The sequence below is a fragment of the Pseudonocardia sp. UM4_GMWB1 genome (assembly GCF_017312155.1).
GTDB classification, from domain to species: domain Bacteria; phylum Actinomycetota; class Actinomycetes; order Mycobacteriales; family Pseudonocardiaceae; genus Pseudonocardia; species Pseudonocardia alni.
On the sequence record NZ_QJPN01000001.1, the window covers coordinates 5,545,570 to 5,557,201 of the forward strand.

Sequence of the window (11,632 nt, forward strand, 5' to 3'; positions counted from 1 at the left end):
TAGATGCACACCTCCCTACCCCGTCATGCCCACACCACGACCGACCCCACCGACGCCCAGGTCGTGCCGGTGGCCCGTCTCGTCGAAGCCGGCCTCCGCCGCACCAGCCGCGCGATCCGCGACACCGCCCGACCCTCGGCCGGGGACCTGCTCGCCCACGCCGCCCGGGCCCGTCGGCTCGCCGAGCTCCACACCCGCCGGGCCCGCTGGTGGGCCATTCTGCAGCGCGACACGGCCACCAACTACGCGCCGGTCGTCTACGTCCAGGCCGTCGTCACCGCGGTCATGGAGAACGAGCGCCAGGCCCGCTACTGGACCGACACCGCCGACGACTGGCAGGCCCTCGCCGACGGCCGACCCACCTCCGACGTCGCCGGGGCCATGTCCAACTGGGCCGACCTCGGCCTCACCGACCCCGCCGCCCCCGGGCTCCCGGACACCTCGGCGGTGGCCCGATGAGCGCCCCGAGCCAGGGCCGGCCGGTGCTGCGGCTGGTCCCGATCACCGACCCCACCGCCGCAACGACCGATGTCCGCTGGCGGGATGACGCCGCGTGCGCCGGGCTGGACACCGAGCTGTTCTTCCCCGTCGACGACCGCGCGGCCTCGGTCGAGACACCACGTCGGGTGTGCCGGGGCTGCCCGGTCCGCGCCGCCTGCCTCGCCGACGCGCTCGCCACGGAGGACCCGGCCCGGCGCTACGGCATCACCGGCGGTACCACCCCCGGCGAGCGCCGGACTCTGCACCGCGCCGGGCTCACCATCACCACCACCCCGGCCGCCGGAGGTGACGTCGCATGAACGCCACCAAGCCGACCCGCCCGACCCGGTGCGAGGTCTGCCGGACACCGCTCCACGAGCGCCCCGACCCACGTCGCCGCCGGTGCGCCGATCACCTCGACCAGCTCGCACTGGTCCCGCTGTCCACCGTCCGCACCGCCCGTGGCAAGGGAGGCCGAAAGTGATCACCGCTGCTGCCTCACCGGCCGATGTGCCGCTGTCGGTCAACCAGATCCTCACCGTCGGCGGCGCCCTGGCCGCGGTCACCGTCTACCTGCTCTACAAGATCGGCCATTACCTCGCGAAGGTCCTGGAAGCCCTCGCCACCGCCGCGGTCGTGTTCCTCGCCCTCTGGTTCGCCGCCAAGGGCCTCGTCCTCGCGGTCGTGTGGGCGGTCCGGCACTGGCGCACCACTACGACAGTTGCCGTGGTATCGGCGTGGTGCTGGTGGTGGGGCTGGCTGTCGCTGCTACTCACCCTCACCGCCGTGACGGTCGTGCTCGGGGTGTGGCGGGTCACGTCGCTGCCCTCGTTCGACCACTGGGCCGGACGTCACCTGCGCTCCTGGTGGCAGCGCTGGCTCGTCTACGCACCCCGGATGCCGCGCTGGCTGCGCTCGGTCGGCCTCACGGTCCCCGACCGCGGCGGGGCCACGGTCATCCAGGTCAACCCGCTGCGCCGCACCGCCACCGCCCCCCGGGAGCGACCGCGCCGCGACCAGCTCCCCCGCATCCTCTCGGTCCGCTCCGGACCCTCGTGGGACGAGGTCAAGGTCCGTCTGGTCGCCGGGCAGACCCCGGAGGACTTCGACACTGCCGCCCGCGCCCTCGCGGTGGCTCGCGGGGTGAACCGCTGCCAGGTCCGCGAACTGAGCCCGAACGTGGTGTCGATCGACTACCAGCGCCGCAACCTCCTCGACGCCGTCGTCACCGCACCCGACCTCGACGCCATGGCCGGCCTCCCCGGGGACGCGATCGACCTGGACCGGGTGCTGTCCGGAGCTACCGAGTACGGCACACCGTGGCGGCAGTCGATCCGCGGTAGCCACACCCTGATCGGCGGCGCCACCGGGGCAGGCAAGGGCTCCCTGATGTGGACGCCCCTGCTGTCGATCGCCCCGGCCATCCGCGACGGCCTGGTCCGGGTCAATGGCATCGACCCGAAGGGCATGGAACTGGCCTACGGCCGCGACGTGTTCCACCGCTACGCCGTCACCAGCAAGGACGCCCTGGCCCTGCTCGACGACCTGGTCGAGCAGATGGAAGCGCGCAAGCGCGAGCACGCCGGAACCACCCGCCTCGTCCCGATCACGACCGAGACTCCGTTGGAGATCGTGGAGTTCGACGAGATCGGCGCCCTGCTCCGCTACGTCGGCGACCGCAAGACCCGCGAGGCCATCACCGAACGCATCGCGCTGCTGACCACCCAGGGCCGGGCGCTGGGGTTCACCGTCCGCGGTTACGTGCAGGAGCCGACCAAGGACACTGTCCCGGTGCGGGAGTTGTTCCCGCGCCGCATCTGCCTTCGCGTGGCCTCCAAGAGCCACGTCGGGATGGTCCTGGGCGATCAGGCGTACGACCGGGGTGCGTGGGCGAACCGCATCGGCGAGTCCGAACCCGGTGTCGGCTACCTGTTCGGGGAAGGCGTCCGCGAGCCCCTGCGCGTGCGCGCCGCGTGGGTTCCGGATGACGCGATCAAGGCCCTAGAACGGTTCGTCACCGCCCCCTCGCCCGACCCGGCCCGCCGCCCCGCGCCGGTGCTGCCGTTCCGCCCCGGCACACCCGCACTACCCGCCGGAGGTGCCGCGTGAACGCCGCGACCGGCACCGAGCCGATCGACCAGGAGAAGCTCACCCGCGCACAGAAGGCCATGCTCGCGCTCTCGAACGAGGTCGCGACGCAGCTCGCCGAGGACCACGGCGTCTGCATCCGGCCGCTGGCCATGCGCCGCATCGACCAGAGCAGCGGGCGGGTCGACGTCGTCCCCGTCCCGTGCGGGTCCACGCGGGAGGACCAGTGCCGCCCCTGCGCGGAGAAGGCCCGACGCCTGCGCATGGTCCAGTGCCGCGAGGGCTGGCACCTCGAAGACGAACCCATCGTCAAACCCGCCGACCCCACCGCCGCGCAGAAAGAGCTGATGACGGTCCGGGCGGACCTGCACGCCGCCTACACCGACGCCCGCGCCAAGGGCGACGACGCCGAGTGCGAGGAGATCCGCGAGACCGTCGCCGAGGTCGACCAGGAGCTGCGCGCACTCGGGGTCCGCGGCCGCCTGGCCCCGCTCGACCCGACACCCCAGACCGTGCGCCGCTCCACCCGCCGACGGCAGGACGCACCGAACCTGCCCCGCCGCCCGGTCGAGAACCGCACCCTCGGACGGGTGTTCGGAGGGAAGTACCGCCCCTCCACGTTCCTCACCCTGACCCTCGACACGTATGGGCGGGTGGACAAGCACGGCGCCGCGCTCGACCCGGACACCTACGACTACCGCCGCGCCGCCCGCGACGCGATCCACTTCCCGAAGCTGCTGGACCGGTTCTGGCAGAACACCCGCCGGTGTGTGGGCTGGGACGTGCAGTACTTCGGGACCGTCGAGCCGCAGAAGCGCGGGGCACCGCACTTCCACGCCGCCATCCGCGGCACCATCCCCCGCACCGAGCTGCGGGCGATCACGGCTGCGACCTACCACCAGGTGTGGTGGCCGCACCACGACGAGATCGTCTACAGCGGGGACCGGCTCCCGCGCTGGGACCACCACCACAAGGCGTTCGTCGACCCCGAGACTCGCGAGCCGCTGCCCACCTGGGACGAGGCCACCGACCCGGACGCGCTCGCGGCTCCGGCACACACAGTGGTGTTCGGGCCGCAGGTCCACGTCAAGGGCATCCTCGGCGGTTCTGAGGAGGCTGGACGGCACATCGGCTACCTGACCAAGTACCTCACCAAGTCCGTCGGGCAGGCCGCCGGCCTCGACGAGTCCGCGACGTCTCGCCAGCGGGAGCACGCCCGCCGCCTGGCCGCCGAGCTGGCCATCACGCCGTGCTCGCCGCGCTGCCCGATCTGGCTGCTCTATGGCATCGAGCCCAAGGGCGCCCGACCCGGGACGACGCCAGGGCAGTGCAAGGGCAAAGCGCACAAGCCCGAGCACCTCGGCATCGCCGGACGCCGGGTACTGGTCTCACGGAAGTGGTCCAACAAGTCGCTCTCGGACCACCGCGCGGAGCGGACGGCGTTCGTTCGGCAACTGCTCGACCGGGCAGGGGTGCAGCCCGCCTACGCCGTCGACGACGGCCCGTTCACCTGGGAGACGACCAAGCCCGGGGACTCGGACGTGCCTCCTCGCACGGTGCTGCTGCTCCATGCGATCAACCAACGGAGCCGATGGCGCGCGGACTACGACGCCGCCGTCCTGGCGACAAGCGACGCCCCACCCGACCGTTCGGCAACTGAGGGAGCAGCGGCATGACGAAGACGACGGAGCGGCTGACGGTCATGCAGGTGTGCGCAGAACTCAGGATCTCGCGGTCAACGTTCTACGAGTGGCGGGCGAAGAACCGGGCCCCGCGGTGCATCAAGCTCCCCAACGGTGACCTGCGGGTCCGTCGTGCGGAGTTGGAGCGCTGGCTCGATGCGCACGAGGAGGCAGCCTGATGGAGACCTCCTACGACGTGCGGATCTGGAAGGTCGAGGTGTACTCGGGCGCACGGACCACGACGCACACAGTGAAGTGGTCGGTTGCTGGGCGACGCTGGCGAGTCCCGTACAAGACCGCGGCTCTGGCTGATGCTTTCCGGTCCGAGCTGCTGGTTGCTGCGCGGCGTGGCGAGGCGTTCTCACTGGACACCGGCCGTCCGATGTCGATGGATCGCTCCGAACGGCGCGTCGGGTGGCTCGCGTTCGCCCGGGACTACGCAGCGATGAAGTGGCCGCACCTGGCTCCGAACTCGCGGCGCAACACGGCGCGGGCGCTCACCAACGCCACTTTCGCGCTGATCACGAGTGAGCGAGGCCGGCCGGACGACGCCACGTTGCGCAAGGCTTTGACCGCGTGGGCGTTCAACGTCCGGGCCAGCACGAATGCCGCGCCGCCAGAGCCGATTGCGCGTGCGTTGGCATGGCTGGAACGGAACACCCGTGAGGTGGGTGACCTGGCCGAACCGGCCGTCGTACGCGCTGTCCTGGACGCATTGACGGTGCGTGGCGACGGCGGCCGTGCAGCCCCGGCCTCGATCGCTCGGCAACGTGGCGTCGTGGTCAACCTCGGCGAGTACGCGGTGGAGCGTCGGCTCCTGACCCGCAACCCGGTGACCGCGATTGCGTGGAAGATCCCGCGCACGGTGAAGACGGTGGACAAGCGAGCCGTCGTCAACACCGTTCAGGCCCGCGCCCTGCTGTCCGCCGTGGGCAGTCAGAAGCCGAGCGGCCCGGGCCTGGTCGCCTTCTTCGGCCTGCTCTACTACGCCGCCCTCAGGCCGGGCGAGGCTGTGACACTCCGCGCCGCTGACCTCCAACTTCCAGCTGAAGGCTGGGGCGAGCTGCTGCTGACCGGCTCTACCCCGGAGGCCGGCGCTTCCTGGACCGACAACGGCCGGCGCCGCGAGGAGCGGGAGTTGAAGCACCGGGCCCGCGGTGAGACCCGCTCGGTCCCGTCTCCCCCTCCGCTCACCGCTCTGCTGCGGGCGCATCTCGCCGAGCACGGCACGACGCCGGATGGCCGGCTGTTCCGCGGTGTCCGCGGTGGTGATCTCCCGGCGGGCACCTACTGCCGGGTATGGCGGAAAGCTCGCGCGAGCGCTCTCACCGAGTCGGAGGCCGCTTCGCCGCTCGCCCGACGCCCCTACGACCTCCGCCACGCCGCGGTGTCGACATGGCTCAACGCGGGCGTGCCCTCGACCCAGGTCGCCGAGTGGGCCGGGCACAGCGTCGCCGTCCTGCACCAGATCTACGCGAAGTGCATCGTCGGCCAGGAGGACGCCGCCCGGCAGCGGATCGCCGACGCCCTTGGGGCTACCCCGTGAGCGACGGAACTTCGGTACGTATTCGGTACAGCCACCCGCCGAGCACCGGTCAGGGCCGGGTACGACCGGACAACATCATCTCGGCTTCGTCGGGTGTAATCGCTGGTCAGAGGGGTATTCTCGACGTGGAAGGGGGGTGCCCCCGGTCGGACTCGAACCGACACTGGGACCCTTTTAAGGGGCCTGCCTCTGCCGTTGGGCTACGGGGGCGCCGCGACAGCGTAGCCAGGGCGGGAAGGACTCATGCCGAGCACCGAGAAGGTCGACCTCCGGGGCGCCGCGGCGACCCTGCTGATGACCCTCTACATGCGACGCCTGGACGCCCGGTCCCGCCGCCCGATCCTGGGCGACCCGTGGGCGGAGCCCGTCTGGGACCGCATCGAGCACGATGTCCACGGCCTGTGGCAGTTCACCGGCGACGTCTCGACCATCGTGTGCCGCGCCGCGATCCTCGACGGCTGGACACGGGAGTTCCTCTCCACCGAGCCCGCCGGGCAGGTCCTGCACCTGGGCTGCGGGCTGGACAGCAGGCCGTTGCGGGTCGGGGTGCCGTCGACGTGCCGCTGGGTCGACGTCGACCAGCCCGAGGTGATGGAGGTCCGACGCCGGCTCTACGACCTCCCCGACAGCATCGAGCAGGTCCCCGGCTCCGTCACCGACGACGACTGGTGGTCCGCCGTCGACCCGACGCTGCCGACACTCGTCGTCGCCGAGGGGCTCTTCATGTACGTCCCGGCCGATGCCGTGCACGCCACCGTCGACCGGGTCGTGTCCGGAACCCCCACGGCGACGCTGGCGTTCGACGCCGTCGCCCCGTGGACGGTGCGTGCCTCGCGCTGGACGCCGACGTTCCGCGCCGTCGGTACCGAGTTCCGGTGGTCGTGGAATCCGGCGGAGTTCGCGCACCGGCACCCGTCGCTGACCGAGCGCGACGACATCTCGATCTACGACGAGGTGTCCCTGCGTGAGCCGCGGGTGTGGCTGCGCCCGCTGTTGTCGGCGGCCGGGCACGTCCCCGCCATGCAGGACGCGATGCGCCTGCACCGCTTCACCACCGGCTGAGCCGCGGGACCGGGACGTCGCCGAGATGCAGCTCAGCGGGCGACGACCCGTACCGGAACCCCGCTGAGCTGCATCTCGGCGACGTCTGCGGCGCGGGGGACGCGAGGCGACCGGACAGGCGGGGGCGTCGCGGCGGAGGGTGTTGCGTGGAGGTGAGCAGAGCACAGCCACCCCGGAAGAGCCCCCCGAGCAGCGGCGAGGATGTTCATCGTCGGATCGGCGACAATCCCGCGGCGCGCGCGGTATCCGCCAGGACCTGCTCGACCATGGCCGGGGTCAGCCGTCCGGTGAAGGTGTTCTGCTGGCTCACGTGGTAGCAGCCGAACAGCTCCAGCGGCTCCCGGTCGGGCCGGGCCGGGGCCAGCGTCACCGACGCCCCGTGCCCGAACTTCGGGGCCGGCCGCGGGACCGTCCACCCCGCCCCGGCGAGCACCGGCAGCAGCGCCTGCCACCCGAAGCCGCCGAGCACCATGACCCCGCGGACCGTCGGCGCGAGCAGGTCGAGCTCCTGCTCCAGCCAGTTCCGGCAGGCGTCGCGCTCGGCCGGGGTCGGCTTGTTCGCCGGCGGCGCGCAGTGCACGGGCGCGGTGATCCGGACCCCGTGGAGCTCCAGGCCGTCGCCGATGTGCGAGGCGGTCGGCTGCGAGGCCAGTCCGACGGCGTACAGCGCGGCGTAGAGCACGTCGCCGCTGCGGTCGCCGGTGAACATGCGCCCGGTCCGGTTGGCGCCGTGCGCGGCGGGAGCCAGCCCGACGATCAGCATCCTCGCGTCGGGTGGACCGAAGCCGGGCACCGGGCGTCCCCAGTAGGTCTCGTCGCGGAACGCGGCCCGCTTCTCCCGGGCCACCTTTTCGCGCCACTCGACCAGCCGCGGACAGGCCCGGCACTCGGAGATCCGCTGGTCCAGGACCGCCAGGTTCATGCGATCGATCGCGCGATCCCGTCGAGGATGTCGTGCTCGGAGACGACGACCCGGTCGATCCCGGCGCGCGCATGCAGCTCGTCGGCCAGGGCCTGCACGACCAGCGCCCCGGCACCGATGACGTCGACGCGGCCCGGGTGCAGCGAACCGTGCTTCTCCCGCTCCGACCGCGACGACCGGATCAGCAGGTCCGCGACCCGGTGCAGGTCCTCGCGGGTCAGCGTCGAGCCGTGCACCTGCTCGCGGTCGTAGGCGGGCAGCTCCTGGGCGATCCCGGACAGCGAGGTGATCGTCCCGGCCACCCCGACCCAGGTCGTCGCGGTCTCGACCGGCACCGATGCGAACGCCTCGGCCAGCACCTCGGCGGCGACCGCACGCGCGGAGTCGATCTCGGCGTCCGACGGCGGGTCCGAGGGCAGGCAGCGCTCGGTCAGCCGCACCGACCCCATGTCGACCGACTTCGCCGCGGTCACCACGGCGGCCCCGTCGCGCAGCTCCCCCACGACGACCTCGGTGGACCCGCCGCCGACGTCGGTCACCACGAACGGGCCGTCGTCGGGGTCGAGGTCGCCGACGGCGCCGACGAACGACAGCCGCGCCTCCTCGTCGCCGGAGATGATCTCCGCCTCGACGCCCAGGGTGTCGCGGACCATCGCGAAGAAGTCCTCGCGGTTCGACGCGTCCCGGGTCGCCGACGTCGCGACCATCCGGATCCGCTCGGCTCCCTTACGGCGGGCGGCGACGGCGTAGTCGACCAGCGCCACCCGGGTCCGCTCCAGCGCCTCCGGGTCGAGCCGGCCGGTCGCGTCGACGCCCTTGCCCAGCCGCACGATCCGCATCTCGCGGTGCAGGTCACGCAGCCCCTTCTGCCCGTCGAACGCCTCGGTGACGTCGGCGACCAGCAGCCGGATCGAATTAGTTCCGCAGTCGATGGCGGCGACCCGCGACATCGGCACTCCCTGCTCTCGGCGACCGTCGGGCCTCACCGTAGTCGGGATCGGCCGGTGGAGCCGCCCGTCCGGGTTACCCTCCGGTAATGGCGACGACGCACACCCCGGCCCCGGTGTCCGACCTCGGCACCCACGAGGTCCTCAACCAGGTCCCGCCGCGCTCGGACGGCGACCTGCTCTCCGCGGACCCGGCCGTCGTCGAGGCGCTCGCGCGGGAGGGCGGGGACGCGGCGGCGCTGGAGTCGGTGGCCGCGGCCGTCGGGACCGCGGAGCACCGCGAGCACGCCCGCTCCGCGAACGCCTGCGAGCCGGAGCTGCGCACGCACGACCGCACAGGGCACCGCGTCGACGAGGTCACGTTCCACCCGTCCTGGCACGAGCTGATGCGCACCAGCGTCGGACACGGCCTCGCCGCCGCTCCGTGGGCGGAGGAGCCCGGAACCGGCGCGCACGTCACCCGCGCGGCGGGCTTCTACCTCACCTCGCAGGTCGAGCAGGGTCACCTGTGCCCGATCTCGATGACCTACGCGTCGGTACCCGCACTGCGGCACGCGCCCGAGCTCGCCGCCGCCTACGAGCCCGGCCTGACCGCCCGCCGCTACATGCCCGGCCTCGCCGTCCCGGCCGGCAAGGACGGCCTCCTCGCGGGCATGTCGATGACCGAGAAGCAGGGCGGCTCCGACGTCCGCGCCGGCACCACCGTCGCCACCCCTCAGCCCGACGGCAGCTACCGCCTCACCGGCCACAAGTGGTTCACCAGCGCCCCGATGAACGACCTGTTCCTCACCCTCGCCCAGGCCCCCGGCGGGCTGACCTGCCTGGTCCTGCCCCGGGTGCTGCCCGACGGCACGCGCAACGCGATCCGGCTGCAGCGGCTCAAGGACAAGCTCGGCAACCGGTCCAACGCGTCGTCGGAGATCGAGTACGCGGGCGCGGTCGGCTGGCGGGTCGGCGACGAGGGCCGCGGCGTCCGGACGATCATCGAGATGGTCTCGATGACCCGGCTCGACTGTGTGCTGGGCTCCGCGGCGACTGCGCGGGCCGCGGTCACCGAGGCGGCGCACCACGTCGCCCATCGGTCGGCGTTCGGGGCGCGGCTGGCCGACCAGCCACTGATGCGCGAGGTCCTCGCCGAGCTCGCCGTCGAGACCGAGGCCGCGACCGTCCTGGCGCTGCGGCTGGCCGGTGCGGTCGACCGGGGTGAGACGGCGCTGCTGCGCCTGGCCCTGCCGGTGTCGAAGTACCTGGTGTGCAAGCGGACCTCGACCGTCGTCGCCGAGGCGCTGGAGTGCCTGGGCGGCAACGGCTACGTCGAGGAGTCCGACCTGCCCCGGCTCTACCGGGAGGCGCCGCTGAACTCGATCTGGGAGGGCTCGGGCAACGTCACCGCGCTCGACGCGCTGCGCGCCATCGCCCGCGAGCCGCACGCCGTCGAGGCACTTCTCGGCGAGATCGACCTCGCGGCGGGAGCCGACCCGCGGCTGGACGCGACGGTCACCGCGCTGCGCGCCGAGCTGGCCGCACCGGAGGAGCGCCGGGCCCGCCGTCTCGCGGAGCTGGCCGCGCTGGCACTGCAGGGGTCGCTGGTGGTCCGCCACGCCCCGACGGCCGTCGCGGACGTCTTCCTCGCGACCCGGCTCGACGCCGACGGGCCGCTGCGCACGGCCGGGACGCGGCCGGGCAAGGACAGCGTCGGGGTGCTGCTGGAGCGGGCGACGCCGGGGATCTAGAGGCAGGGCGGCCCGGACCGCCACCACTCCCCGATCTCGTCGAGGGCCTCGTCGCCGAACGGGTTCACCCCGGACCCGGCGGCGAGGGCGTGCGCGACGTGCACGTGCAGGCACTTGACCCGGTCCGGCATCCCCCCGGCCGTGACGTCGGGGTGCGTGGCGAGCGGCTCGATGGCGTCGCGCTCGGCGAGATAGGTCTCGTGGGCGCGGCGGTAGGCGCCGGCCAGCTCGTCGTCGACGGCCAGCCGCTCCTCCATCTCCCGCATCCGGCCCTCGGCCTCGAGGGTCCCGATCCGCGACGCCAGCCGGGCGCAGGTCAGGTAGTACAGCGTCGGGAACGGGGTGCCGTCGGGCAGCCGCGGCGCGGTCTGCACGACCGCCGGGTGCCCGGACGGGCAACGGTAGGCGACCGCGAGGACCCCGCGCGGGGCGCGACCGAGCTGGTCGGCGACGGCGTCGAGGTCGGCCTGGGCGACCGGGCCCGGCTCCAGACCGGGCGGACGGGAACGAGTGCTGCTCACACCGTCATCGTCGCGGGTCGCCCGTGACGTCGTTCCACAGGGTGTGGAACCAGGGCACGCCGGGCTCGGCCTGGCCGTCCTCGACGACCGGCGCCGGCGGGGCCGGGAACTGCACGACGTAGGGGGTCTCCCCCGGCTGGACCATCCCGAGCCGGGACCGGGCCTGCGCCTCGACCTCGGCCGGATCCGAGAGCCGGGCGCGGTCGGAGGACAGCCGCGCGACGTCGGCCTCCAGCGCCTGCTGCCGGTCGGAGACGTCGGCCAGCTCCTGGCGCTGGGCGACGAAGTTGTGCAGCGGCACCGCGACGGTCAGTGCGAGCGCGCAGACCACGATGGCCAGGATCGCGGCCCGCTTCGTCGACGACAGGCCCAGCAGCCCGGTGGTGCGGGCGACGACCTCGCCGGCGCGGGACCGGGCGCGGGTCAGACGGGGCCGGGCGCCCTGCGGTCCGGCCGGCCGCGACCGCGCGCCGGAGCCGCCCGTCGACGCGGGGGCGCGCGCCGAGCGTGCGGTCGTGGTCCGCGGCTTGGCCGCGGCACGGCCACGCCCGGTGCCGGTCGTGCGCGCACGAGCGTCCCGTCCACGTCCCCGACGGTCCGCCATGCACCCTCCCGTCCGTCCCGGGTTCCCTCACCCGTCAGTGCCGCCCG

General features: G+C 73.2%; 13 protein-coding genes and 1 tRNA gene. 9 read left to right on the top strand and 5 right to left on the bottom strand.

What is annotated here, in order from left to right:
• The first annotated feature begins 3 nt into the window (after positions 1–3).
• From DMP15_RS26075 to DMP15_RS26105, 7 genes are read left to right on the top strand one after another with little or no spacing between them, the layout of a single operon-like run.
• Entirely contained in the window at positions 4–459 is a 456-nt protein-coding gene (locus DMP15_RS26075; protein ID WP_130288640.1) for a hypothetical protein, read from the top strand.
• Positions 456–800 carry a WhiB family transcriptional regulator gene (locus DMP15_RS26080; RefSeq protein ID WP_130288639.1) on the top strand — a complete coding sequence of 115 codons (345 nt, stop codon included), beginning with the start codon at positions 456–458 and terminating at the stop codon, positions 798–800. The genes DMP15_RS26075 and DMP15_RS26080 overlap by 4 nt, the downstream gene beginning before the upstream one ends.
• Positions 797–964, top strand: a complete 168-nt coding sequence (locus tag DMP15_RS26085; RefSeq protein ID WP_161152563.1) for a hypothetical protein — start codon at positions 797–799, stop codon at positions 962–964. Before DMP15_RS26080 ends, DMP15_RS26085 begins: the two co-directional genes overlap by 4 nt.
• Complete coding sequence (locus tag DMP15_RS26090; protein WP_423213627.1) at positions 961–2,589, top strand: FtsK/SpoIIIE domain-containing protein; 1,629 nt, start codon at positions 961–963, stop codon at positions 2,587–2,589. Before DMP15_RS26085 ends, DMP15_RS26090 begins: the two co-directional genes overlap by 4 nt.
• 59 nt (positions 2,590–2,648) lie before the next feature.
• The gene (locus tag DMP15_RS26095) at positions 2,649–4,244 is read left to right on the top strand and encodes a replication initiator (protein ID WP_161152567.1); all 1,596 of its coding nucleotides are present in this window, start codon (positions 2,649–2,651) and stop codon (positions 4,242–4,244) included.
• Positions 4,241–4,429 carry a helix-turn-helix transcriptional regulator gene (locus DMP15_RS26100; RefSeq protein ID WP_130288638.1) on the top strand — a complete coding sequence of 63 codons (189 nt, stop codon included), beginning with the start codon at positions 4,241–4,243 and terminating at the stop codon, positions 4,427–4,429. Before DMP15_RS26095 ends, DMP15_RS26100 begins: the two co-directional genes overlap by 4 nt.
• Positions 4,429–5,796: a tyrosine-type recombinase/integrase gene (locus DMP15_RS26105; protein ID WP_337826585.1), complete on the top strand. Its 1,368-nt coding sequence runs from the start codon at positions 4,429–4,431 to the stop codon at positions 5,794–5,796. Before DMP15_RS26100 ends, DMP15_RS26105 begins: the two co-directional genes overlap by 1 nt.
• Positions 5,797–5,933: 137 nt before the next feature.
• Here the strand turns inward: DMP15_RS26105 and DMP15_RS26110 are convergent.
• Positions 5,934–6,006 (bottom strand) — tRNA-Leu (locus tag DMP15_RS26110).
• 33 nt (positions 6,007–6,039) lie between these two features.
• Between DMP15_RS26110 and DMP15_RS26115 the strand changes: the two genes are divergently transcribed.
• Positions 6,040–6,858, top strand: coding sequence for a class I SAM-dependent methyltransferase (locus DMP15_RS26115; RefSeq protein WP_337826586.1), 819 nt, complete (start codon positions 6,040–6,042; stop codon positions 6,856–6,858).
• A gap of 205 nt (positions 6,859–7,063) precedes the next feature.
• Here DMP15_RS26115 and DMP15_RS26120 read toward each other — a convergent pair whose 3' ends face one another.
• Together DMP15_RS26120 and DMP15_RS26125 are read right to left on the bottom strand one after the other, a co-directional pair.
• Positions 7,064–7,780: a uracil-DNA glycosylase gene (locus tag DMP15_RS26120; RefSeq protein WP_337826587.1), complete on the bottom strand. Its 717-nt coding sequence runs from the start codon at positions 7,778–7,780 to the stop codon at positions 7,064–7,066.
• Positions 7,777–8,730: a Ppx/GppA phosphatase family protein gene (locus DMP15_RS26125; RefSeq protein WP_073577800.1), complete on the bottom strand. Its 954-nt coding sequence runs from the start codon at positions 8,728–8,730 to the stop codon at positions 7,777–7,779. The genes DMP15_RS26120 and DMP15_RS26125 overlap by 4 nt, the downstream gene beginning before the upstream one ends.
• An 86-nt stretch (positions 8,731–8,816) precedes the next feature.
• On the opposite strand from DMP15_RS26125, the gene DMP15_RS26130 reads away from it, so the two are divergent.
• Complete coding sequence (locus tag DMP15_RS26130; RefSeq protein WP_073577654.1) at positions 8,817–10,460, top strand: acyl-CoA dehydrogenase family protein; 1,644 nt, start codon at positions 8,817–8,819, stop codon at positions 10,458–10,460.
• On the opposite strand, the gene DMP15_RS26135 is transcribed toward DMP15_RS26130, so the two are convergent.
• Both DMP15_RS26135 and DMP15_RS26140 read right to left on the bottom strand, forming a co-directional pair.
• Complete coding sequence (locus DMP15_RS26135; RefSeq protein WP_073577653.1) at positions 10,457–10,981, bottom strand: DUF501 domain-containing protein; 525 nt, start codon at positions 10,979–10,981, stop codon at positions 10,457–10,459. The genes DMP15_RS26130 and DMP15_RS26135 overlap by 4 nt on opposite strands.
• Before the next feature lie 4 nt (positions 10,982–10,985).
• Positions 10,986–11,585, bottom strand: a complete 600-nt coding sequence (locus tag DMP15_RS26140) for an FtsB family cell division protein (protein WP_073577652.1) — start codon at positions 11,583–11,585, stop codon at positions 10,986–10,988.
• Between the last annotated feature and the right edge of the window lie 47 nt (positions 11,586–11,632).

Excerpts from the sequence above, each read along its gene's own strand:
- DMP15_RS26075 (WP_130288640.1), top strand. The coding sequence starts at position 4 with ATGCACACCTCCCTACCCCGTCATGCCCACACCACGACCGACCCCACC.
- DMP15_RS26080 (WP_130288639.1), top strand. The coding sequence starts at position 456 with ATGAGCGCCCCGAGCCAGGGCCGGCCGGTGCTGCGGCTGGTCCCGATC.
- DMP15_RS26085 (WP_161152563.1), top strand. The coding sequence starts at position 797 with ATGAACGCCACCAAGCCGACCCGCCCGACCCGGTGCGAGGTCTGCCGG.
- DMP15_RS26095 (WP_161152567.1), top strand. The coding sequence starts at position 2,649 with ATGCTCGCGCTCTCGAACGAGGTCGCGACGCAGCTCGCCGAGGACCAC.
- DMP15_RS26100 (WP_130288638.1), top strand. The coding sequence starts at position 4,241 with ATGACGAAGACGACGGAGCGGCTGACGGTCATGCAGGTGTGCGCAGAA.
- DMP15_RS26105 (WP_337826585.1), top strand. The coding sequence starts at position 4,429 with ATGGAGACCTCCTACGACGTGCGGATCTGGAAGGTCGAGGTGTACTCG.
- DMP15_RS26115 (WP_337826586.1), top strand. The coding sequence starts at position 6,040 with ATGCCGAGCACCGAGAAGGTCGACCTCCGGGGCGCCGCGGCGACCCTG.
- DMP15_RS26120 (WP_337826587.1), bottom strand. The coding sequence starts at position 7,780 with ATGAACCTGGCGGTCCTGGACCAGCGGATCTCCGAGTGCCGGGCCTGT.
- DMP15_RS26125 (WP_073577800.1), bottom strand. The coding sequence starts at position 8,730 with ATGTCGCGGGTCGCCGCCATCGACTGCGGAACTAATTCGATCCGGCTG.
- DMP15_RS26130 (WP_073577654.1), top strand. The coding sequence starts at position 8,817 with ATGGCGACGACGCACACCCCGGCCCCGGTGTCCGACCTCGGCACCCAC.
- DMP15_RS26140 (WP_073577652.1), bottom strand. The coding sequence starts at position 11,585 with ATGGCGGACCGTCGGGGACGTGGACGGGACGCTCGTGCGCGCACGACC.